Here is a 23,133-nt window from a genome sequence, read left to right as displayed (position 1 = left end):
CCGGCGGACGGTTGATTTTGCTATTGAATCAGGAGTTCAGGCGCTGATGCATCAATCGCCGGGGACTGAGTTATCAATATGAAATGCGAGCACCAACAAAAAAACCCACCTGCAGCAAAACAGGTGGGTTTACGCCAGGGCAGACGCTGACTCAAGAGAAGCTTATTTGAGCCACTTTTGCGATTCCTGCTGCAACACGCCCCGCAGCGCCAGAACATCCCAGGTGAATTGCATCACACGGCTGTAATCGGCGTCATCGGCAGGCAGCATGAAGCCCAGTTGATTGACGGGAGTCAAGGGCTTATCCAGATACGCAGCATGCAGACGCGGATCGGCCTTGCTGTAATGCAGCGCTTCGTAGGTTTCGGTGATCATCACGTCGCCCTTGCCTTCGGCAATCAGCGCGGGAATCTCGGCATTCTTGTCGTGGGTGGCAATCTGCGCGTTCTGCATGTTCTGCAGCACATAGGTCTCGTTGGTGCCGCCCGGATTCTTGATGACGCGCACGCTGGCCTGGTTCAGCGCCTCGGGCGTGGTGAACTTGTCCTTGTCAGCCGCCCGCACCAGGGCCACCTTGCCAAACGGCGCGTAGCCCGGAAGCATCTGCACCTTGCTGATGCGCGCCACATTGCGGGTGATGCCGCCCACGGCCACATCAAACTTGTTTTCCTGCAGGTCCGCCATGAGCTTGGGCCAGGTCGTATCCACATACTGCACCTTGACGCCCATCTCCTTGGCCATGGCCTCGATCACTTCGATGTCATGGCCCGCATATTTGCCATCGGCCTTCATTGCAAAGGGCCGGTAGTCGCCAGGCGTGCCCACCCGCAGCACCTTGGCCTGCATGATGGCATCCAGGCGCGGGCCCGCCTGCACCGATGCAGAGGAAAATACGCTCGCCATGCCCACCGTGGTTAGCACGGCAGCTATCAATTTTGATCTGTTGCTTTGCAATTCTTGCTCCTAGGTCTTCATTCGCCACATACACAGCGTGGCCCATCCACAGGCAACCGCGCAACTGCAGTAGCCCCTTCGAGAAAAGCGCATTCCATGCTGGCAAGACCTGCCAATGAAAAAACAGCGTGTACCCCTTGCTGTGTACACGCTGTCTGTCACACGCCGAGGCCATTGTGACCCTGTGCGGCGCAGATGCCCATCAGTGCTTCACCCAGGAAGCACGGGTGCCGTCAGTAACGCGATATCTGGCCCTGGTTGATCTGCACGCGGTCGCCTGGACGCAGATCGCCTGGATGCGGCACATCAAAAACGCGCTGCCCACCGTTTTGCAGATTGATCACGATGCGGTAGCCACGCGTCTGGTTGCGGTTGCCGTTCTGCTCGATCGCATTTCCCGCCAGCGCGCCTGCACCAGCGCCTGCTGCGGTGGCCGCAGCGCGGCCAAAGCCGCCACCAATCTGGTTGCCCAGTACACCACCAATGACAGCACCCAGGATGACGCCAACACCCGATGTGCTGCTGGACTGGCCGCGCAGCTCTTCAATGCGGCTGACCGAGCCGTACTCCACGCCGTAGCCGCCTTGCTGCGGCTGCTGCTGGGGATAGTTGCCCTGCTGGGGATAGCCGCCTTGCGGATACCGGTTGTCATAGCGAGGCGGCGCCTGCACACAAGCTGCCAACACCGATGCACTGGCCGCCACCACGGCCAGTTTGCCCGCCTTGCGCGCCAGCGCGGTGCGCCAGCCAATATTGCGTTGAGCCATTGCTCTCTCCTTTCGCATTCGTGCCCGACACTGCAGCGTATCGCCACCGTCGGGCGCTTGAACTTTGCCTACTTGGTTCCCGTCGATCCGTAACCGCCCGTGCCGCGCTCGGAGACTTCACCAAATTCCTGCACCACATTGAACTGCGCTTGCAGCACCGGAACGATCACCATCTGGGCAAGGCGCTCCATGGGCTGCAGAACGAAAGCCGTGTCGCTGCGGTTCCAGGCGCTCACCATCAACTGGCCCTGGTAATCGCTGTCGATCAGCCCGACCAGATTACCCAGCACAATGCCGTGCTTGTGGCCCAGGCCGGAGCGCGGCAGGATCATGGCCGCATAGCCAGGGTCGCGCAAATGGATGGCCAGTCCCGTGGGAACCAGCTGCCAGGCATTGGGCTCCAGGGTCAAAGGCTCGTCGAGGCAAGCTCGCAGATCCAGGCCCGCACTGCCGGGCGTTGCGTACTGCGGCAACTGATCCTGCATGCGGGGATCCAGAATTTTGATATCAACAATCATGGTTTGGTTTTGTTTCTCGGGATGGGCGAGGCTAGCACAGCCCACTCCACCTTAACGCAAGGACCCGGCCCAGGTGTACCTGGCCGGTCGCGGAAAACCGGAGGGGGCAGCAAAAAATCCATGGATTTGTAACGGTACTCACGGGTGTGCAGCCTGCAGATGTAACCGCGAGATCGGATTTGCAAAGAGCTTCGCGCTACTTTTCACTTCTTTGCATTGTCCATCGCCTTTTTGATGACCCCTACCAGCATCACCAGCCCCAATGGCGGAAACGCGACACCGATCACGGCCATGACCACCCAGCCGATGAGCTTGAAAATATTTATCTGCTGACCATCCGCCAGCTTGCCGGTAGCCGCAGGTGCCGCAGGAGAAAACACATCTCCTGCCCTGTCGGCCTGCGCGCTGCCGCCTTGGCGCCTGGACTCCAATTGGCGAATGCGCTCAAGCAAGGCGTCTGCAGCATTCGACACCGAGGTCTTGTGCGCAGCAGAGGAAGCAGCAGATACGGAAGCCTTCGCCTGGCGCCGCGGGGCCTTGGCAGAGGTGCTCGCCGGCGCCACGACCATCTGCGAAGTGGTCTGGTGCGCATGGCCCAGCGACTGCCGCGCTAACAGTCTTTCCACATAGCGGACAAAATCGCCGCCCGGCGGAGTCTGATAAATGCTGTCCGTTGCGAAATCATCTTTGGCCATGGATGGCACACCTCTCCTGCCTGTCTGGAATACCGAGCACCGCTTCAGCTTTTTCTGCGCTGCAATGGCTCAGTGATTGATAGTTTCAAAGTCGACCATAGTATGCATCGATATGCACGGCAGCACCCCCTCTGGCGCGCAGGAACAGCATCCATGCTGACGGTACTGGCGCCCCATGGCGCATACAGCGCATGGGCTTGCTTTCTGTCACAATGGCCCCAACTTTGAACACGGCGGTCGCTGAACCTCCACGACATTTGAAATTTAACAAGGAACCTGCCATGTCGGACTCCCTGATCAAGCATACCAACGAAGCCAATTTTGAAGCAGACGTACTGCAGCCGAACACCAATGTGCTGGTGGATTTCTGGGCCGAATGGTGCGGCCCCTGCAAGATGATTGCTCCTGTGCTCGAAGAGGTATCGGTCAGCTACAAGGAAAAACTGCAGATCGCCAAGGTGAATGTGGACGAAAACCGCACCATCTCCGCCAAGTTCGGCATTCGCGGCATTCCTACGCTGATGCTGTTCAAGAACGGCCAACTGGCAGCAACCAAGGTGGGCGCGCTCAACAAATCCCAGTTGACGGCATTTCTGGACGAGCAACTCGCCTGAGTTTGCTCCTTCGGAGGCACTCCGAGGGGCGCCATGCCTCAAAAAACCAAAGCGCGGCCTGCAGGCCGCGCTTTTTTATGGGATCGGGCACAAACGCCGGGCCTCCTGAGAGGCAAGATCAGCATTTTTTACCCCAAAGATACATATAGTTGATCATTTAAAGGGGGTGTTTTCCAACACCCTGTTTATAATACGGGTCCAGATCATCGATCTCCCTTTCTAAGAATAGATCACGTCTGATCTCCGGCTTGGCGGTTTCCCGCTTGTTGCACCGGCTCTGCATTCCCCCTCCATCTAACAGTTACTCCGTTCTGGAGTCCATTCATGCACTTAAATGAGCTCAAGGCACTGCATGTGTCTGAAGTCCTCAAGCTGGCAGACGAGCTTGAGATTGAAAATACCGGCCGCATGCGCAAACAGGAATTGATGTTTGCGATTATCAAAAAGCGGGCCAAGGCCGGTGAACAGGTGTTTGCCGACGGCGTTCTGGAAATCCTGCCCGATGGATTCGGCTTTTTGCGCAGCCTCGACACAAGTTTCACTGCCAGCACCGACGATATCTACATCTCCCCCAGCCAGGTCCGGCGCTTCAACCTGCATACGGGTGACATGATTGAAGGTGAAGTGCGCACGCCCAAGGATGGCGAGCGCTACTTTGCTCTGACCAAGCTCGACAAGGTCAACGGGCTGCCCCCTGAACAGAACAAGCACAAGATGATGTTCGAGAACCTGACGCCCCTGTTCCCCAAGGAACAGATGCGACTGGAGCGCGACATCAAGGCCGAGGAAAACATCACCGGCCGTCTGATCGACATCATCGCCCCCATTGGCCGCGGCCAGCGCGCGCTGATCGTTGCCCCGCCCAAGAGCGGCAAGACGATGATGATGCAAAGCATCGCCCACGCCATCACCGCCAATTACCCGGATGTGCACATGATGGTGCTGCTGGTGGACGAGCGTCCGGAAGAAGTGACCGAGATGCAGCGCTCGGTCAAGGGCGAAATCATCGCATCCACCTTCGATGAGCCTGCGGCCCGCCACGTACACGTGGCCGAAATGGTGATCGAGCGCGCCAAGCGCCTGGTCGAAATGGGCAAGGACGTCGTCATCCTGCTCGACTCCATCACGCGTCTGGCCCGCGCCTACAACAACGTCGTGCCTTCGTCGGGCAAGGTGCTGTCGGGGGGCGTGGATTCCAACGCACTGCAGCGTCCCAAGCGCTTCTTCGGCGCCGCGCGCAATGTGGAAGAAGGCGGCTCGCTCACCATCATCGCCACCGCGCTGGTCGACACCGGCAGCCGCATGGACGAAGTGATCTTTGAAGAATTCAAGGGCACCGGCAACAGCGAACTGCACCTGAACCGCCGCCTGTACGAAAAGCGCGTGTTCCCGGCCATTGAGCTCAACAAGAGCGGCACACGCCGCGAAGAGTTGCTGCTGTCGCCGGAAATCCTGCAAAAGACCCGCATCCTGCGCCAGTTCATGTACAACATGGACGAAATCGAATCCATGGAAATGGTCATCAAGAGCATGAAGGCCACGAAGAACAACACCGAGTTCTTCGACATGATGCGCCGGGGCGGCTAAGCAGCACACCGATTTGCCACACACCCTTCATTTATGCAATAATGGAGGGCTTTTATTGCGGAAAGTACGCTCAGCTTATTGCGATACAGAGGTTGTATCCGGCTTGGCACGGCTCCCGCACTTGACCAAAGGAAAGATCATGAAAGAAGGCATTCACCCAGAGTACCGCGAAGTATTGTTCGTGGACCTGTCCAACGGTTTCAAGTTCGTGACCCGTTCGTGTGTGAACACCAAGGAAAACGAAACCTTCGAAGGCAAGGAATATCCGCTGTTCAAGCTGGATACCTCGTCGGAGTCGCACCCCTTCTACACCGGCACCCAAAAGTCGGTGGACAACATGGGCGGCCGCGTGGAGAAGTTCCGCAACCGTTTCGGCAAGAAGTAATTTGCGGTTTGCCTATGCTGTGGCCTTCGGGGCCACGGTTTTCTGGCAAAGCAAAGGCAGTGCGGATGACGTACTGCCTTTTTTGTTTGCGGGTCGCATGCCTGGAATCTTTCTGAAGCAACCGCAAACCTCCTAGATTTCACTCGCGCGCTCTGCTATCTTTGCTTGCTTGCTCCATTCGGTCTCTTACGGTGAATTTTCCAACCCCAGCGATTGTTCCTCAGGCTGCCGTGCGCCCCCTGCCCCGGGCGCTGCTGCTGTTGCTGTGCCTGGCATACGTCGTGCCAGGCTTTTTTGGCCGGGCACCCTGGAAAGCGCTGGATATCACCACCTACGGTTACTCGCTGGAGCTGGCGCAGGGCAAGACATCCTGGCTGGCGCCTTCCATCCTGGGCCTGAACCCGGACGCCGAGGGCCTGCTGCCCTACTGGCTGGGCGCATGGGCCATCCAGGCCTTTGGCAGCGTGATACCCGCAGACATGGCAAGCCGCCTGCCCTTTGCCGCCCTGCTGTGGCTGGCCTTGATGGCAACCTGGTATGCCGTGTATTACCTCGCCCGCAGCCCGGGTGCCGGCCCCGTGGCCTTTGCGTTCGGTGGTGAAGCATCGGAGATCGACTATGCGCGCGCCATGGCAGATGGCGGCCTGCTGGCCCTCATTGCCTGCCTGGGCCTGGCACAGCCATCCCATGAAGCCAGCAGCTACGTGGTGCAGCTCACAGGTGTCTGCTTCGTCTTTTTTGCTGCCGCCTGCATCCCCAACCGGTTTGCGCTTCCCCTCACTGTGGGAGGAATCGGGCTTCTGATTCTGGCGCTCAGTGGTGCCCCCACCTACAGTGTGTTGATGGGCCTGGGCGCGGCTCTCATCCTGGCGCTCACCCCCGTCAATGCCTCGCAGCGCAACAAGAGCCTGCAGGCCTCCATTGCTTTCGCCGTGATGAGCGTGCTGGCCTTGCTGCTGGCGGTGTATCTGCACCAATGGCAGTGGCGCATTCTGCCTGCGCAGGAATTCCGCCAATTCCAGTCCCTGCTGGAGTTGCTGGTCTGGTTTGTATGGCCGGCATGGCCTCTGGCGCTGTGGTCGCTGTGGATCTGGCGCCGCCAGATTGCAGACTGGCGCTTTGTGCATCGCCACTTGTGGCTGCCGATACTGCTGGGAGCCTTGGCCCTCATCAACACCGTCACTACCAATCCGGGCGACCGCGCCCTGCTGCTGGGCCTGCCCGCATTTGCTGCATTGGCGGCGTTTGCACTGCCCACATTCCGCCGTGCGATGGCTGCATTGATTGACTGGTTCACCCTGCTGTTCTTCAGTGCCGCAGCCATCACCATCTGGGTTATCTGGCTGGCTGTCTATACCGGTGTACCGGCCAAGCCTGCCGCCAATGTGGCCCGTATCGCGCCAGGCTTCGTAGCCAATTTCTCGTTGCCGCTTTTCCTCGTGGCCTTGCTGGCCAGCCTGGCGTGGTGCGCTCTGGTGTTCTGGCGCGCCAGGCGCAACCGTCCGGAGATCTGGCGCAGCCTGGTGCTGCCTGCAGGCGGGACGGTACTCAGTTGGATACTGCTGATGAGCATCTGGCTGCCCATGCTGGACTATGGCCGCAGCTATACGGCGCAGGTCGAGGCATTGGCCAAGGTACTGCCCACGCCGTCACAGGCGGGCTGTGTCGCCATCGGAAACCTGGGCCGTGCCCAGATCGTTGCACTGCAAGCGCAAGGCGGCTGGCAGTTGACCCCAATGCACACGGATACCGCCAATACCTGCCGCTGGCTGGCGCTGCCCATTGAAGGGGCGAGGTCCGCACACAGCCATGGCATCGATGAAGACTGGGAGCCATACGCGGTCGTTCCGCGGCCCACCGATAAAAACGCTGAAATTGTCATTTACCAGCGCAAGCAGGATTAGGAGCAGCCATGCTGAGCGCTGTGCGCCGCGTGTTCTCACGCCGCGATTTCGATGTGGTTGCCAAACACGCGGCCACGGTATTCGTAGGACAGATTGCGGTGATGGGTTTCGGCGTGGTCGACACCATCGTTGCAGGCCGCCATGCCGAAGCCTCATTGGCCGCACTGTCCGTGGGCTCCGCCATTTTCGTGACGGTCTATGTCTCGCTGATGGGACTGCTGCAGGCGCTGCTACCCATCTGGTCCGAGATGCATGGCGCTCGCCGCCATGCAGACATCGGGCCATCGCTGCGGCAGTCGCTCTACATCTGCATGTCAGCAAGTGCCGTGGGCATGGCTGTACTGTTCCATCCCGCGCCGATACTGCGTTGGACCGAAGTGCCCACAGATCTGCAGCCACTGGTGGAGAGCTATCTCGCCATTGTGGGATGGAGCCTGCCCGCAGCCCTGCTGTTCCGCGTCTTCAGCACGGTGAGCCAGGCACTGGGCAAGCCGCAATTGGTCACCTGGCTCCAGGCCGTGTCGCTGCTCGTCAAGCTATCGCTGTCCATCTGGTTCACCTTTGGCGGCCTGGGGCTGGCCCCGATGGGCGTGGTCGGCTGCGCCTGGGCCACCTTTGTGGTCAATTTCTTCCTGTGCGGCGTGGGATGGATGCTGCTGCGCACGCAATCCTTGTATGCCCCCGCACAAATCTGGCGCAAGCTGGAGCGGCCCCATGGCCCCACACTGCTCCAGTTCACGCAGCTCGGTGTGCCTGCCAGCCTGTCGATCCTGGTGGAAATCACCTCGTTCACCCTGATGGCCCTGTATGTTGCACGCATGGGCACGGCAGCCTCCGGTGCACACCAGATTGCCGCCAACGTGACGGCCTTGATGTACATGGTGCCCCTGTCACTGGCCATTGCCACCAGCGCACGCGCCAGCTACTGGCGTGGCGCTGGTGACGAGCTCCGTGCGCGCCATGTCGTGTTCATGGGGCTGTTGTCTGCCATGCTGCTGGCCGCTGTCTTGTCTTGCGCGGTGCTGATCGGCAGATCCTGGATCGTGCCGGTCTATACCCACACCCCGGAGGTTGCAGCCATTGCCGTAGGCCTGCTGGCCTGGGTCAGCCTGTACCACCTGGCAGATGCCACGCAGACCGTATCCATCTTTGTGCTGCGCAGCTACCGCATCACCTTTGCGCCATTGCTGGTGTACTGTGGCCTGCTGTGGGGCATGGGCCTGTGGGGCGGCTTTCAGCTGGCCTACAATGGGCTGGGCAGCATGGACGCCCTGCACTCACCCATTGCATTCTGGATGTGCGCCGCAGGCGCTTTGGTGCTGGCTGCCGCCTGCTTTGTTGTCCTGCTGCAGCAGGTCACCCGCAAGGCCGTGCAGCGCAGCATGGCCTGACCTGCATCGCAAGCACCGGCACGCGCTATACCAGCGCCTCCGTATCTGCTTTTCGCATCCGCGACGCCGGAAATACCACCACGAATTCCGACCCCTTGCCCAGCGTGCTGCGGATCTGCAGTTGCGCACCATGCCGCTGCAGGACGTGCTTGACAATCGCCAGCCCCAGCCCGGTACCACCAGTGTCGCGCGAGCGGCTGCGATCGAGGCGATAAAAGCGCTCGGTCAGGCGAGGAATATGTTCCGGCGCAATGCCCGGGCCCGTGTCCACCACGCTGAAGCGGCCCGTGCCGTCTGCCTGGCGCACAAACTGCACCGTGATGTCCCCGCCTGCCGGTGTGTAGCGCACCGCATTGTTGACCAGATTGGACAGCGCACTTTGCAGTTCGTTGCCTGCGCCCGCCACCTCCAGCCCAGCTTCATCAAGCGACGGCATCTGCGGAAAATTCAGGCGCAAAGGTTTGTCACCATCCTTGGCAATCATGCGTGCGAGGCCATGCGCATCCTCCTCGCAGCGACGCATCAGGTTGCGCACTCCCACCCATTCGTTCAAGCTGGGCGGAGGATTGCCCTCCAGACGCGAGAGGGTCAGCAAGTCCGCTACCAGGCTTTGCATGCGCTGCGCCTGGTTGGACATCAAGGCCAGGTATTGGGTACGCTCTTCACTGCTGAGCGGCAGGGTCTGCAGGGTTTCGATAAAGCCTGTCAGCACCGTCAGCGGCGTGCGGATCTCGTGTGAGACATTGGCAACGAAATCGCGCCGCATGGCATCGGCCAGTTCGATCGATGTCACATCGCGCGAGAGCAGCAGCTTGCGGTTCCCTTCGTACGGGAACATCTGCACGGACAGTTTCAGCGGGCTGGTGGCGCGCACCACCGGGCTCATCAGCACCACATCCCTGCTGAAATCATTGGCGGCAAAATAGCCTGCGAATTCGGGGGCGCGTACCAGATTGGAGATGAGTTGCATGTGGTCGCGCTGCAGATCAAAGCCGAAGTGTTCGCAGGCAGTCTGGTTGCACCATTCGATATGGCCTTGTGCATCCAGCAATACCACGCCATTGGGAGATGCCTGCAGCGCGGTCAGCACCTGCTGCAATTGCGCCACCGCCTGCTGCTCCTGCTTCTCATGCTGGCGCAGCAACCGACGCGCCCGGTCCACCGCCTCGCCCCACACGCCATACAGGTGTGGAGGACGCTGCAGGTCACCTTGCTTGAGCCAGGAAACCACCTTGTTGCCGCGCCAGAGGTCTGCAACAAACCAGCACCAGGCCCCCACCAGGGTGGCAACGAGCGCCCCCGGCATTTGCCCCAGCCACCAGCCCAGCGAAGCGCCGACGATCTGGAACAACAGAAAACTGACAATGCGAAACAGCATGCAGACCTAACTCAAAAAAGAAAAGCTGCGACAAGCGCAGCATACGAGAAATGGCAAGCCCGCGCATCAAGCGCGTTGCAGGGCCTGCGGCTGTGCAGTGATGCGATAGCCCGCGCCCCGCACCGTCTCCACCATCACGTTCGCAACGCCCAGTGCTTCACGCAGGCGCTTCACATGCACATCCACCGTGCGTTCCTCAATGAAGACGTGGTCACCCCACACCTTGTCGAGCAACTGCGAACGCGAATGCACGCGCTCGGCATGCTTCATCAAATAATGCAGCAGCTTGAACTCCGTCGGTCCCAGCTTGAGCAGCTCGCCCTGGTAGGTGACACGGTGCGTTGCTGCATCCAGCACCAACTCGCCGATCGTCACGCTGTCGTTGACCTGCTCGGGAATGCGGCGGCGCAGCACCGCACGGATGCGCGCCAGCAGCTCCTGCGTGGAAAACGGCTTGGTGATGTAGTCATCCGCACCGGCATCGAGACCCGCGATCTTGTCCGGCTCGTCTCCACGGGCGGTCAGCATGATGATCGGGATGCCTTTGACACGGGCATCGGCGCGCCATTTGCGTGCCAGCGACAGGCCGCTTTGGCCCGGGAGCATCCAGTCGAGCAAAATCACATCCGGCAGCACGGCATCCAGCTCTCGCTGGGCCGCGTCGCCATCTTCCGCCCAGATTGGCAGGCAGCCATTGTGCCGCAGGTTCACCGCGATCAGCTCGGCGATGGCCGGCTCGTCTTCGACAATGAGTACACGTGGCAGTTTTTTCATACTTCAAACTCTACAAAACACTGGATTCGATTTCGTCCATCGTGGTGTGGCGCACATCGATTCCCTTGACCAGGTAGATGATGAGCTCTGCCACGTTCTTGGAGTGATCGCCGATGCGTTCAATGGCCTTGGCCAGGAACAGCAGGTCCAGACTCGGAGAGATCTTGCGGGGATCTTCCATCATGTAAGTGATGAGTTTGCGGACAAAGCCATCAAACTCGGCGTCAATCAGATCGTCCTCCTTGAGGATCGAGACGGCGGCAGCGGTATCGAGGCGCGCAAACGCATCGAGCGTCTTGCGCAGCAGGCCCGAGGCAAGATCGGCTGCCACACGCAGATCGGTCGTGGGCAGAGAGCGCGCAGCGCCGCTTTCGATGATGGAGCCCACCATGCGCGCCATCTTGTGGGCCTCGTCGCCCATGCGCTCCAGGTTGGCAGTCGCCTTGGAAAACGCGATCAGCAGGCGCAGGTCGCGTGCCGTTGGCTGGCGCCGGGCAATGATGGTCGATAGCTCATAGTCGATGTCGACTTCCAGCTGGTTCACGCGCTTTTCGGCCTCGTCAACACGTTGCACGGCTTCCATGCTGAATTGCGAGAGCGCATAGATCGCTTGCTGAATCTGCGATTCCACGAGCCCGCCCAACTCCATCACACGGGAGGAGATGTTGTTGAGTTCGCTGTCAAATTGTGAGGATAGGTGTTTTTCAGTCATGCGACTCTTTCCAATTCTGGCGAATTAGCCGAAACGGCCCGTGATGTAATCTTCGGTTTCTTTGCGCTGGGGCTTGAAGAACATTTGCTCGGTGGCACCAAACTCCATCAGGCTGCCCAGGTACATGTAGGCAGTGAAGTCGCTGCAACGCGCGGCCTGCTGCATATTGTGGGTCACGATGACGACGGTGTACTCGTCCTTGAGTTCGGCAATCAGCTCTTCCACCTTGGCGGTCGAGATCGGGTCCAGCGCCGAGCAAGGCTCGTCCAGCAGCAGCACTTCTGGCTTGATGGCAATACCTCGGGCAATGCACAGACGTTGCTGCTGACCACCCGACAGGCCGGAGCCGCTCTGGCCCAGCTTGTCCTTGACCTCGGACCACAGTGCGGCCTTGCGCAGCGCCCATTCCACACGCTCTTCCATGTCGCTCTTGCTCAGGTCCTCGAACAGCTTCACCCCGAAGGCGATGTTGTCGTAGATCGACATCGGAAATGGTGTGGGCTTCTGGAACACCATGCCGACCTTGGCGCGGATCAGGGCCACATCCTGCTTGCTGGTGAGCAGATTCTCGCCGTCCAGCACGATCTGGCCTTCCGCACGCTGCTCGGGATAGAGTTCATACATGCGGTTGAAGGTACGCAGCAGGGTCGATTTGCCGCAGCCCGAGGGGCCGATGAAGGCGGTCACCTTCTTTTCCGGAATCTCCAGATTGATGTTCTTGAGAGCGTGGAACTTGCCGTAGTAGAAGTTCAGGTCGCGCACCGAAATCTTGGAGTTCAGTGCACTGGCATTGGCTGCATTGGTTTTCGTCAGCATGATGTTCATCCATCCGTATTTATTTTTGACGTGCGAAGGTGCGCGCCAGAATGTTCAGACCAAGCACGGCAAGCGTGATCAGGAAGACGCCAGCCCAGGCCAGTTGCTGCCAGTTTTCATAGGGGCTCATGGCGAACTTGAAGATGGTCACCGGCAGGCTCGCCATCGGCTTGGACAGATCGGTATTCCAGAACTGGTTGTTCAGCGCAGTAAAGAGAAGCGGAGCGGTTTCGCCGGCGATACGCGCCACGGCCAGCAGCACACCGGTGATCACACCGGCACGGGCAGCCCGCAAGGTGACCATGCTGATCACTTTCCACTTGGGCGTGCCCAGGGCATAAGCCGCCTCACGCAGGCTGGATGGCACCAGTACCAGCATGTTTTCGGTCGTGCGGATCACCACAGGAATCACGATCAGCGCCAGGGCCATCACACCGGCGTAGCCGGAGAAGCTCTTGAGCTTGATCACGATCACGGTGTAGACAAACAAGCCGATCACGATGGATGGGGCAGACAGCAGGATGTCATTGACAAAGCGGGTGACCGAAGCGAGCCAGCCGGTCTTGTTGTATTCGGCCAGGTACACGCCAGCCATCACGCCGATGGGCGTGCCCACACAGGTCGCCATGAACACCATCACCAGCGAGCCCCAGATCGCGTTGGCAATACCGCCCGGCTCATTGGGCGCAGGCGTCATTTCGGTCAGCAGGGCTACGCTCAGGCCACCAATACCCAGGCGCAGGGTCTCCCACAGAATCCAGACCAGCCAGAACACACCAAAAGCCATGGCCGCCAGCGACAGGCCGATCGCGATCTTGTTGATGCGATTGCGGCCACGGTATTTGGCTGCGCGGATGGTTGCAAGATCCGAAGCCTTGATCAAACGTTCTCCCGTGGTCATGCGCGGGCTCCTTCATTCTTTTGCAGGCGGCTGAGCAGCAGCTTGGAACAGGCCAGCACAATGAACGTGATGAAGAACAGCGCCAGACCCAGATAGATCAGCGATGCCTGGTGCAGGCCTTCGCCCGCTTCTGCAAATTCATTGGCCAGGGCCGAGGTAATGCTGTTGGCCGCCTCGAACAGTGACAGGGAATTGAGTTGGTTCATATTGCCGATCACGAAGGTGACGGCCATGGTCTCGCCCAGTGCGCGGCCCAGTCCCAGCATCACGCCGCCGAACACGCCGGTCTTGGTGTAGGGCAATACCACCTTCCACATCACTTCCCAGGTGGTCGAACCCAGGCCGTAGGCCGATTCCTTGAGCAGCGCGGGCGTGACTTCGAACACATCGCGCATGACCGAGGCGATGAAGGGGATCACCATGATCGCCAGAATGACGCCAGCGGAAAAAATGCCGATGCCCACAGGAGGGCCGGACACCAGGCCTTCCAGCACTGGAATGCCCTTGAACAGGGTTTGCAGAGGCTGCTGCACATAGGTGGCCAGCAGCGGGCCAAACACCATCAGGCCCCACATGCCATACACGATGGAGGGCACGGCGGCCAGCAATTCAATGGCTGTACCCAGTGGCCGCTTGAGCCAGACGGGCGACAGCTCCGTCAGAAACAGGGCAATGCCAAAGCTCACGGGCACCGCAATCAGCAAGGCAATGGCCGATGTGGCCAAGGTGCCGTAGATCATCACCAGGCCGCCGTACTGGTTCTGCACCGGATCCCATTCGCTGCGGAAGAAGAAGCCGATTCCATACTCGCGAATGGCAGGCCAGGCACCCACAACCAGGGAGCCCATGATCGCCAGCAGCAAAGCCAGGGTCAGCACTGCCGCGCCGCGCGCCAGCAATGCGAACAGGCCGTCGGCGACAGAATTGGAAAGCCAGGGCTTTCGCGAAGGAGGCTGGCTGGACTGCATGTCTGCTTTATCCCCCGCGACCGCGCTGTTTTGTACTGGAAAAGATGTCGACACTTGTGAATTCCATGGAAGGTGGAAAAGGCCGCTACCCGAGCGGCCTGTGGTATTTGCGACTTACTTGGCTACAACAGCCTTGCCGCCGCTGTCCTTGATGTTGTTCCAGGACTTGTAGATGATGTCCTTCACGCTGGCAGGCATTGGCACATAGTCCAGGCCATCTGCCGTCTGGTCACCCGACTTGTAGGCCCACTCAAAGAACTTCAGCGAGGTGGCAGCCTGTGCTGGCTTGTCCTGGGTCTTGTGCATCAGGATGAAGGTGGCGCTGGTGATGGGCCACGAATCCTTGCCTGGCTGGTTGGTCAGAATCTGGTAGAAGCTCTTGGTCCAGTCGGCACCGGCGGCCGCGGCCTTGAAGCTGGTGTCATCGGGGCTGACGAAATTGCCCTCTGCGTTCTTCAACTGGGCAAAGGTCATCTTGTTCTGCTTGACGTAGGCGTACTCCACATAGCCGATGGAGTTGGGCAGGCGGCCCACGTACGCTGCAACACCTTCGTTGCCCTTGCCACCGGCACCCGTAGGCCAGTTCACGGCAGCGCCTTCGCCGACCTTGTCCTTCCACTCGGTGTTGACCTTGGAGAGGTAGTTGGTGAAGCCGAAGGTTGTGCCCGAACCGTCAGCACGGCGCACCGGGGCAATGGCGGCGTCAGGCAGCGCCACGCCAGGATTCAGGGCGGTGATGGCAGGGTCGTTCCACTTGGTGATCTTGCCCAGGTAGATATCGCCCAGCACCTGGCCCGACAGCTTCAGCTGGCCGGGGTTGATGCCCTTGATGTTGACCACGGGCACAATGCCGCCAATCACGGTGGGGAACTGCACCAGGCCCTTCTGGGTCAGCTCGTCGTCCTTCAATGGCATGTCGGAAGCACCGAAGTCCACCGTCTTGGCATCGATCTGCTTGATACCGGCGCTGGAGCCCACGGACTGGTAGTTGATCTTGACGCCAGTTGCCTTGTTGTAATCGGCTGCCCACTTGGAATACAGCGGAGCGGGGAAGCTTGCGCCCGCGCCCGTGGCTTCTTCCGCATGAACCTGGGCAAATGCACCCGCAGCAACCAAACCAGCAACCAGCACTCGAATCGCGGACAGTTTCATGAAAACTCCTGTTGGTAATGAAACGCAATGGAGTGGACTGTAAAAAACCTTTATGACATTGATATGACATATTCCGTCATATTCCCCATGGAAATCAATCGATGCCCCTGAGCAACAAAGAGGCAATTGTCATATTTCAGTCATGCAAAAGACTTAATTTCAAAGTTTTGTCAGCATAAGGAATGGCTTTGCGATGGACTACAGTCGCGGTGCTATGCTCCCTGCCCTGGAGTGCTTTTGCTGGACTGCGCATCAGGCGGACAGGGTGTGCTGGCGAGGCCAGCCACGCGGATTTCCTTGCAATTTGTAATTTGTAAAGCGCACTCCTATTTTTGCAGACTTGATTGATGACGACACCTATGCTCGATGGAACCCTGCTCGCCGCCGTGGATCTGGGATCCAACAGTTTTCGCCTGGAGGTTGGGCGCTACGCATCCGGCCATATCGAACGCGTGCAGTATTTCAAGGAAATGGTACGCCAGGGCGCGGGCCTGGACGAAGCGGGCAACCTCTCGGTGGAGTCCATGCAGCGCGGCTGGGATTGCCTGGCGCGCTTTGCCGAGCGCCTGAAGGGCTTTCCGCCTGCCCAGGTGCGCGCCGTGGCCACCCAGACCCTGCGCGAAGCCAAAAACCGCGACATCTTCATCCAGCAGGCCAACCAGATCCTGGGCTACCCGATCAGCGTGATCTCCGGCCCAGAGGAGGCCCGGTTGATCTACCAGGGCGCCGCGCATTCGCTGCCACCGTCTGACGAGCGCAGGCTGGTCGTGGACATCGGCGGGCGTTCGACCGAGCTGATCCTGGGCCAGCGCTTTCTGACCGAGCGCGTGGCCTCCTACCCCGTGGGCAGCGTGGCCTGGTCGCTGCGCTACTTTCCCAATGGCGAATTCACCAAGGCCAGCTTGAGAACGGCGCACATTGCCGCGCAGGCCGTCATGGAAGAGGCCGCCCTGCACTTCGCCCCCAACAGCTGGGACATGGCTTACGGCACATCGGGCACAGCCAATGCGATTGCGGATGTGCTGGCGGCTCATGGCGGAGAGCCCGATGTGGTGCGCCGCGAGCAGCTGTACTGGCTGTGTGAACAGTTGCTGGCCGCAGGCAACGCCGCAAACATCAGGCTTGAAGGTCTGAAGGAGGAGCGCCGTGCAGTGATCGGCGGCGGCGTGACCGCGTTGTGCGCCATTTTCGATCTGCTGCAGATCGATGAATTGCGCATTGCCAGCGGAGCACTGCGCCAGGGTCTGCTGCGCGACATGGTGCAGCATGAGGAATATTCCGATATCCGCAACCGCACCATCAGCACCTTGATGGAGCGCTACCAGGTCGATGGCGCGCAAGCGGCCCGCGTTCAGCGAACCGCCGCCATCCTGTTTGAGCAGGCCAGACGCTACACCGGCGTGACCGACCCTGTGAAACTGAAATCCCCCATGCTGGACTGGGCCAGCCAGCTGCATGAAATGGGCTGCCTCATCTCGCACAACGACTACCACCACCATGGCGCCTATGTGCTGAGCCACAGCGATGTGCCGGGCTTTACCCAAACCGAGCTGTCGCACCTCGCCGCCTTGGTGCTGGCCCAGCGCGGCAAGCTGCGCAAGGTCGAGGGCTTCTTGCAGAACCCCGAGTTTGCACTGGAGCTGTTGTGCCTGCGCCTGGCCACCGTGCTGTGCCATGCCCGCCGCAATCCAGAATTGGAACAGCTGAATCTGCGCGACAAACCCGAGAAATGGTCGCTCAAGGCCCTGGCCGGCTGGTCGGAGCAGTTTCCGCAATCCGCCTACCTGCTGGGCGAAGAGGTGCTCGCCTGGCAGAAGACCCCGTACGTGTTCCAGTTCAAGCAGGCAGGCAGCATTCTTGCCAAATAATTGTCCATTGCATATGGAAATAGCTGCTAGCGCTCATTCATCAAGCGCAAACAGCTATTATTTATATAGCAAACAATGAACTACCGGGATGCAGGTAAACACTCGTTGAGGCATTACCCCAGGTCTACCGGCGCCACAGCGCCACGGCCAGAGAACACCCCGGTCAGGTTGCCAATGAACTGATCCACACTGGCCTGCGTCGCCTCTGGCGACCAGCCGGCAACATGGGGCGTGATCAGGATATTGGGCAGATCGATCAGAGGCTCGGGCCGGTGCGGCTCGCTCTCGTACACATCAATGCCCGCGCCTGCGATGCGGCCTTCTTTCAGCGCCGCAGCCAGCGCCTCGGTATCCACCACCGAACCGCGCGCGATGTTGATCAGATAGCCTTGTGGGCCCAGCGCCTGCAGCACTTGCGCATTGACCAGATGCCGCGTGCCCGCACCGCCCGGTGTCGCGCACACCAGCACATCAGCCCAGGCAGCCAGTGCCAGCACCGAGTCAAAGTACGGGTGCTGCACATCGGCCTTGGGCTTGCGGTTGTGGTAGCCCACCGGCATGTCGAAGCCCGCAGCGCGTCTGGCGATCTTGAGGCCGATATGACCCAGGCCGATGATGCCCAGCTTCTTGCCCGACACGCCCGGTGGGTGCGGAATCGTGAAACGGTCCACCCCAGCGCGCGCCTGCTGGTCCAGCGAACGAAAATTGCGCATCGTGGCCAGTATGAGGCCAAAGGTGTGGTCGGCGACACTGGTGTCGTTGGTGCCCGCCCCGGTGGCCACGACGGCGCCGCGCGCCTTCAAGGCTTCCAGCGCCAGCCCTTCGTAGCCCGCGCCCAGGGTGCAGGCCAGGCGCAGGCGCGGCATGCGTGCCACCTCATCGGCTGTCAAACCGATGGAGCCAATGGTGAGCACCGCATCCACCTCGGCGCCCTGCTCTGCGACAGCCTGCGTGCGCTGCGCCTCCGTGGGCGCGTAGAGGACCGTTGCATGCTGGCGAATCTGGTCCAGATGCTGCTCGGCCATGGGATTGAAGACCAGCAGCGTGATCGGGGAATGCGAGGACTGGCTCACCACAACTCCTTCATTGATAGCAAAAGAGCCGCTTGCAACGTATGCAAGCGGCTCTTTTGATTATGAAGGCTTTTTGACGACAGGGTTGTTCCCTGGCTCAGCATTACCAGAGGCACCCTGCGGAGCTGTTCCCATCAACCCAGAAAATGCTTGCGATAGCGTGCCGGCAGGCGATCGAGTTGCATCAGCATGGGCAGATCGGCGGTGTTGAAATCCGGATCCCAGGCTGGCGCGCCGATCACCTCGGTACCCACGCGCAGATAACCCTTGATGAGTGCCGGCGGCTCTACATCTACCTGGTCATCCAGTTGCTCCAGTGGCAGCGGCAGGCGTGGGGTAACTGTGTACTCCGACGATACCTGCTTCTTGGCCTGTAACTGGCGCCAGATACTCGCTGCCGCATCGCCGCTGACGATGCCGTTGTGCCACATCGGAATGCTGGCGCAGCCCATCATGACATCGAGCTTGTTGCGCTGCATGAAACTGGCCAGCGCCCCCCACAGTGCCATGATGACGCCACCCTGGCGGAAGTCGGCATGTACGCAGCTGCGCCCCAGCTCCACCATGCGCGGGCGCAGCGCATCAATGGCAGTGAGATCAAATTCGCCGTCGGAGTATGTACGCCCGGCGCGCAGGGCCTGGGCGGGCGTGAGCAGGCGGTAGGTGCCGATCACCTGCTGCGTGCTGCTGTTGCGCACCAGCAGGTGCTCGCAGTAATCGTCAAAACCATCCACATCGTGGCCAGGCTTAGTGGTTTGCAGCTGCGCTCCCATTTCACCGGCAAATACCTGGTGGCGCAGGCGCTGGGCTTCGCGTACTTCGTCCAGATGGCGCGCCCAGGACACCTCGATATCGGCCAATGCCGCTGCAGCCGGCAAGGCAGAGGGATGCTTGGCAGCAGCCGGGCTGGAGACCAGGATGTCGGATGCGCTGGAGAATTCGGGCTTGTTGTGCATGGCAGGGCTCCTCAATCGCTCTGCCGCCCTTTGCTGCACACCAGCCGCTATGCCGCGCCTCGTGCCCACACCGGGCTATCACAGAGCCCCGCCAGTTTCTCGCTGCCGCATGACAGCGCGATGTGCAAATCATGACGCCTGCATGACATGGCGCCCATGCAACACCCGCAAACGAGGGCTACCTGCACTGGTCGGTGCAGGTACAGACCTCTCCGCTCAGGACAGACGCGCTGCTTCGGCCAGCTGCTCGGCACAACGGCTCGCCTGGGCAGCATCAAAGGCTTCCACCATCACACGCAACAGCGGCTCGGTGCCGCTTGCGCGGATCAACACACGCCCCTGGCCCGCAAAGCGCTCGGTGATGTCGCGCTGCAGATCGGCCAGCTTCTGGTTTCGGCTCCAGTCCTGGCCCGGCTGCAGGCGCACGTTCAGCAGAACCTGCGGGCACAGGTCGACGCCCTTGAGCTGCTCGGCAATGCCCTGCTGGCGGCTCACACAGGCTTGCAACACCTGCAGCGCGCTGATGAGGCCATCGCCCGTGGTGTGCTTGTCCAGCGCCAACAGGTGGCCGGAGCCTTCACCGCCCAGTATCCAGTTGCGGCGTTGCAGCTCTTCCAGCACATAGCGGTCACCCACCTTGGCTCGCACCAGCTCGATGCCTTGCGCACGCAGGGCCGCCTCCACGGCCAGGTTGGTCATCAGGGTACCGACAACGCCTGCCACCTTTTCGCCGCGGTGCAGGCGATCCATCGCCATCAGGTAGAGCAATTCGTCGCCGTTGAACAGGCGACCATTGGCATCCACCAATTGCAGCCGGTCGGCGTCGCCATCCAGCGCCACGCCGACGTCCGCATTGTTGGCGCGCACGGCACGCACCAGTGCCTCGGGGTGGGTGGCGCCCACGCCCTGGTTGATATTGAGACCATCGGGGTTGCAGCCAATGGTGATCACATCGGCCCCCAGTTCGTGGAAGACCTTGGGCGCGATCTGGTAGGCAGCGCCATGCGCCGCATCCACCACCACCCGCATCCCGTGCAGCGACAACTGGTTGTCGAAGGTACTCTTGCAAAACTCGATATAGCGGCCTGGGGCGTCATCAAGACGGCGCGCTTTGCCCAGCTGCGCAGACTCCACCCACACCGGGCTCTCGGCCAGCGCGGCCTCTACCGATTCCTCCCAGGTATCGGGCAGCTTGGTGCCTTCTGCGCTGAAAAACTTGATACCGTTGTCCTCGAAAGGATTGTGGCTGGCGCTGATGACCACGCCCAGGCTGGCACGCAAGGCCCGCGTGAGGTAAGCCACTCCGGGCGTGGGCAGCGGCCCAAGCAGCACTACATCAACGCCTGCAGAGTTGAAGCCCGATTCCAGCGCACTTTCCAGCATGTAACCCGAGATGCGCGTGTCCTTGCCGATCAGCACCGTCGGGCGATCCTCGCCCCGGCGCAGCACACGGCCTACGGCGTGGCCCAGGCGCAGCACGAAATCAGGCGTGATGGGCGATTTGCCGACCGTGCCGCGAATTCCATCGGTTCCAAAATACTGGCGTGGCATATTCTTTGTTTCCGTAGCAAGAAAGTAAGCACCCGCCTTGGCAATGGCAGGTTTTGGCGACCATTCAGACGCGCAGGTCAAGTGTAACGTTTGTGCCACGTTTCCAGTTGAAAGCGAGGCTCCCGCTTGTCATTCGTTAAACATGCAAGGCCGCCGGCCGCCGCATGGCGCCCAGTACGGCCAGCGCATCGGCAGTTTCGCGCACATCGTGCACGCGTACCACGGCCGCCCCGTGCTCGGCCGCCAAGAGTGCCGCCGCAATGCTCGCAGGCATGCGCTCGCCCACTTCACGCCCTGTGACCTTGCCCAGCGAGCCTTTGCGCGACCAGCCCGCCAGCAGTGGATACCCAGCCGCCGCCAGCACAGGCTGCTGCTGCAGCAAGACAAAGTTCTGCTCCACGGTTTTGCCAAACCCGGTGCCAGCATCCCACACAATGCGATCCTTTTGCACACCCAGTGCACGTAGTTCAACCGTTTGCTGCTGCAAAAATTGCAGCACTTGCGCTGTCACGTCCTGTGCCGCGTCCATGTGCTGCAGGTGCATGGTCTGCGGATTGGCATGCATGTGCATCAGGCATATGCCGCAACCGGGGTGGGCGGCCACTGCGGCACGGGCTCCCGGCTGCCGCAGCGCCCAGATGTCGTTGATGATGTCGGCTCCGGCATCTAGCACTGCCTGCATCACTTCGGGCTTGTAGGTATCGACTGAAATGGGCACTTGCAATGCCACTGCGGCCTCCACCACCGGCAGCACTCGGCGCAGCTCTTCATCCAGCGGCACGGCCGGGCTGCCCGGGCGGGTGGATTCGCCACCGATATCCAGAATGTGCGCTCCATCAGCCAGCAGCTTTTCTGCGTGTGCCATGGCGGCCGCAACGCCTTGGTGGCTGCCTCCGTCCGAGAAGGAATCGGGCGTAACATTGACGATGCCCATGATCCTGGGCTCTGCCAGGTCAATCGCAAAGCGGCTGGTTTGCCAGATTGGCATGGATGAATCCTTCGCAAAAGAGAAAAGCGCTCCAGGAGCGCTTTTCGGTGTGTGTCTTGATTCAGCAGAGAATCAGGCAGGCCCCATCAGGCGGCGTTGGGCGCATGGTCGGTCACCACGGAGGTACCGCCACCAGCGCTGCCGCCATCGTTGTTGGACGGCGGGTTGCGCGGCGTCCAATCCTTGGGAGGACGGGGCTCCTTGCCAGCCATGATGTCATCGAGTTGCTCGGCATCAATGGTTTCCCAGTCCAGCATGGCCTTGGCCATGGCATGCATCTTGTCGCTGTTGTCCTCGATCAGCTTGCGTGCCAGGTGGTACTGCTCGTCAATGATGCGGCGCACTTCGGCGTCGACCTTCTGCATGGTCTCTTCGCTGATGTTGCTGGGCTTGCTCATCGAGCGGCCCAGGAAAGGCTCGCCTTCCTGCTCGGCATACACCATGGGACCCAATGCATCGGTCATGCCGTAACGCGTCACCATGTCGCGGGCAATCTGGGTTGCACGTTCGAAGTCGTTGGAGGCGCCGGTGGTCATCTGGTTCATGAACACTTCTTCGGCAATGCGGCCACCAAACAGCATGGCGATCTGGTTCAGCATGAACTCCTTGTCATAGGAGTAGCGATCCTTCTCGGGCAAGCTCATTGTCACGCCCAGCGCACGGCCACGCGGAATGATGGTGACCTTGTGCACCGGATCGCACTTGGGCAGCAGCTTGCCGATCAGCGCATGGCCTGCCTCGTGGTAGGCCGTGTTGCGACGCTCTTCCTCAGGCATGACCATGGATTTGCGCTCGGGGCCCATGATGATCTTGTCCTTGGCCTTCTCGAAATCCTGCATCTCGACAGTGCGCGCATTGCGGCGCGCTGCCATCAGCGCAGCTTCGTTGCACAAGTTGGCCAGATCGGCGCCGGACATGCCGGGCGTGCCACGGGCGATCACGCCTGGGTTCACATCCTGGCCGACAGGGATCTTGCGCATGTGCACATTCAGGATCTGTTCGCGGCCGCGAATATCGGGCAGCGTGACATAGACCTGACGGTCAAAACGACCCGGGCGCAGCAAGGCCGCATCCAGAATGTCGGGACGGTTGGTGGCTGCCACGACGATCACGCCGAGGTTGGTCTCAAAACCATCCATCTCGACCAGCATCTGGTTCAGGGTCTGCTCGCGCTCGTCATT

General features: G+C 60.5%; 22 protein-coding genes. 6 read left to right on the top strand and 16 right to left on the bottom strand.

Translation table 11 applies throughout. From position 1 onward, the window contains the following. Window positions 1-162: 162 nt before the first annotated feature. The 4 genes from ACH2DG_RS16595 to ACH2DG_RS16580 form a co-directional block, all read right to left on the bottom strand. A complete protein-coding gene (locus ACH2DG_RS16595) occupies window positions 163-903 on the bottom strand; it encodes a transporter substrate-binding domain-containing protein (RefSeq protein WP_395027514.1) in 741 nt (246 codons plus the stop codon). Window positions 904-1,187: 284 nt separating this feature from the next. Next, window positions 1,188-1,721 (bottom strand): glycine zipper 2TM domain-containing protein, encoded by a 534-nt coding sequence (locus ACH2DG_RS16590; RefSeq protein ID WP_224149631.1) that lies wholly within the window; start codon window positions 1,719-1,721, stop codon window positions 1,188-1,190. Between the two features lie 68 nt (window positions 1,722-1,789). Beyond that, window positions 1,790-2,239: a dUTP diphosphatase gene (dut, locus tag ACH2DG_RS16585; protein WP_395027513.1), complete on the bottom strand. Its 450-nt coding sequence runs from the start codon at window positions 2,237-2,239 to the stop codon at window positions 1,790-1,792. Between the two features lie 203 nt (window positions 2,240-2,442). Next, window positions 2,443-2,934: a hypothetical protein gene (locus ACH2DG_RS16580; RefSeq protein ID WP_395027511.1), complete on the bottom strand. Its 492-nt coding sequence runs from the start codon at window positions 2,932-2,934 to the stop codon at window positions 2,443-2,445. A gap of 281 nt (window positions 2,935-3,215) precedes the next feature. Here ACH2DG_RS16580 and trxA point away from each other — a divergent pair, with 281 nt between their 5' ends. The 5 genes from trxA to ACH2DG_RS16555 all read left to right on the top strand — a co-directional run bounded on the left by trxA (window position 3,216) and on the right by ACH2DG_RS16555 (window position 8,815). Beyond that, complete coding sequence (gene trxA / locus ACH2DG_RS16575) at window positions 3,216-3,548, top strand: thioredoxin TrxA (protein WP_224149634.1); 333 nt, start codon at window positions 3,216-3,218, stop codon at window positions 3,546-3,548. Window positions 3,549-3,872: 324 nt separating this feature from the next. Beyond that, the gene (gene rho / locus ACH2DG_RS16570) at window positions 3,873-5,135 is read left to right on the top strand and encodes a transcription termination factor Rho (protein WP_224149635.1); all 1,263 of its coding nucleotides are present in this window, start codon (window positions 3,873-3,875) and stop codon (window positions 5,133-5,135) included. A gap of 139 nt (window positions 5,136-5,274) precedes the next feature. Further along, window positions 5,275-5,520, top strand: coding sequence for a type B 50S ribosomal protein L31 (locus tag ACH2DG_RS16565; protein WP_224149636.1), 246 nt, complete (start codon window positions 5,275-5,277; stop codon window positions 5,518-5,520). Between the two features lie 191 nt (window positions 5,521-5,711). Beyond that, complete coding sequence (locus ACH2DG_RS16560) at window positions 5,712-7,424, top strand: hypothetical protein (protein ID WP_395027510.1); 1,713 nt, start codon at window positions 5,712-5,714, stop codon at window positions 7,422-7,424. Between the two features lie 8 nt (window positions 7,425-7,432). Then, a complete protein-coding gene (locus ACH2DG_RS16555) occupies window positions 7,433-8,815 on the top strand; it encodes an MATE family efflux transporter (RefSeq protein WP_395027509.1) in 1,383 nt (460 codons plus the stop codon). A 25-nt stretch (window positions 8,816-8,840) separates the two neighbouring features. On the opposite strand, the gene phoR is transcribed toward ACH2DG_RS16555, so the two are convergent. The 7 genes from phoR to pstS all read right to left on the bottom strand — a co-directional run bounded on the left by phoR (window position 8,841) and on the right by pstS (window position 15,516). Further along, window positions 8,841-10,193, bottom strand: coding sequence for a phosphate regulon sensor histidine kinase PhoR (gene phoR / locus ACH2DG_RS16550; protein ID WP_395027508.1), 1,353 nt, complete (start codon window positions 10,191-10,193; stop codon window positions 8,841-8,843). Window positions 10,194-10,259: 66 nt separating this feature from the next. Next, a complete protein-coding gene (gene phoB / locus ACH2DG_RS16545; protein WP_395027507.1) occupies window positions 10,260-10,967 on the bottom strand; it encodes a phosphate regulon transcriptional regulator PhoB in 708 nt (235 codons plus the stop codon). A 10-nt stretch (window positions 10,968-10,977) separates the two neighbouring features. Continuing rightward, window positions 10,978-11,679 (bottom strand): phosphate signaling complex protein PhoU, encoded by a 702-nt coding sequence (gene phoU, locus ACH2DG_RS16540; RefSeq protein WP_224149641.1) that lies wholly within the window; start codon window positions 11,677-11,679, stop codon window positions 10,978-10,980. A 24-nt stretch (window positions 11,680-11,703) separates the two neighbouring features. Next, complete coding sequence (pstB, locus tag ACH2DG_RS16535; RefSeq protein ID WP_184708179.1) at window positions 11,704-12,495, bottom strand: phosphate ABC transporter ATP-binding protein PstB; 792 nt, start codon at window positions 12,493-12,495, stop codon at window positions 11,704-11,706. Between the two features lie 19 nt (window positions 12,496-12,514). Then, window positions 12,515-13,396: a phosphate ABC transporter permease PstA gene (gene pstA / locus ACH2DG_RS16530; protein WP_377779501.1), complete on the bottom strand. Its 882-nt coding sequence runs from the start codon at window positions 13,394-13,396 to the stop codon at window positions 12,515-12,517. After that, on the bottom strand, window positions 13,393-14,364 hold the full coding sequence (pstC, locus tag ACH2DG_RS16525) for a phosphate ABC transporter permease subunit PstC (RefSeq protein WP_224149643.1): 972 nt from the start codon (window positions 14,362-14,364) through the stop codon (window positions 13,393-13,395). The genes pstA and pstC overlap by 4 nt, the downstream gene beginning before the upstream one ends. Before the next feature lie 114 nt (window positions 14,365-14,478). Next, on the bottom strand, window positions 14,479-15,516 hold the full coding sequence (pstS, locus tag ACH2DG_RS16520) for a phosphate ABC transporter substrate-binding protein PstS (protein ID WP_395027505.1): 1,038 nt from the start codon (window positions 15,514-15,516) through the stop codon (window positions 14,479-14,481). Window positions 15,517-15,863: 347 nt separating this feature from the next. On the opposite strand from pstS, the gene ACH2DG_RS16515 reads away from it, so the two are divergent. Further along, window positions 15,864-17,384 carry an exopolyphosphatase gene (locus ACH2DG_RS16515; protein ID WP_395027504.1) on the top strand — a complete coding sequence of 507 codons (1,521 nt, stop codon included), beginning with the start codon at window positions 15,864-15,866 and terminating at the stop codon, window positions 17,382-17,384. A 113-nt stretch (window positions 17,385-17,497) separates the two neighbouring features. On the opposite strand, the gene ACH2DG_RS16510 is transcribed toward ACH2DG_RS16515, so the two are convergent. The 5 genes from ACH2DG_RS16510 to ACH2DG_RS16490 form a co-directional block, all read right to left on the bottom strand. Then, window positions 17,498-18,457 carry a 2-hydroxyacid dehydrogenase gene (locus ACH2DG_RS16510; protein WP_395027503.1) on the bottom strand — a complete coding sequence of 320 codons (960 nt, stop codon included), beginning with the start codon at window positions 18,455-18,457 and terminating at the stop codon, window positions 17,498-17,500. Window positions 18,458-18,591: 134 nt separating this feature from the next. Further along, on the bottom strand, window positions 18,592-19,413 hold the full coding sequence (locus ACH2DG_RS16505; RefSeq protein WP_395027501.1) for a GNAT family N-acetyltransferase: 822 nt from the start codon (window positions 19,411-19,413) through the stop codon (window positions 18,592-18,594). A gap of 216 nt (window positions 19,414-19,629) precedes the next feature. Then, window positions 19,630-20,964, bottom strand: coding sequence for a phosphoglucosamine mutase (glmM, locus tag ACH2DG_RS16500; protein ID WP_395027500.1), 1,335 nt, complete (start codon window positions 20,962-20,964; stop codon window positions 19,630-19,632). A gap of 136 nt (window positions 20,965-21,100) precedes the next feature. After that, complete coding sequence (folP, locus tag ACH2DG_RS16495; protein ID WP_395027499.1) at window positions 21,101-21,952, bottom strand: dihydropteroate synthase; 852 nt, start codon at window positions 21,950-21,952, stop codon at window positions 21,101-21,103. An 86-nt stretch (window positions 21,953-22,038) separates the two neighbouring features. After that, a partial coding sequence (locus ACH2DG_RS16490; protein ID WP_395027497.1) for an ATP-dependent metallopeptidase FtsH/Yme1/Tma family protein occupies window positions 22,039-23,133 on the bottom strand: 1,095 nt, incomplete at its 5' end.

Origin of the sequence: Comamonas odontotermitis, assembly GCF_040396735.1 — a bacterium.
GTDB lineage: Bacteria > Pseudomonadota > Gammaproteobacteria > Burkholderiales > Burkholderiaceae_C > Comamonas > Comamonas odontotermitis_C.
The sequence above is the reverse complement of the archived record's forward strand: the minus strand, read 5'-3'. Positions and strand labels throughout refer to the sequence as shown.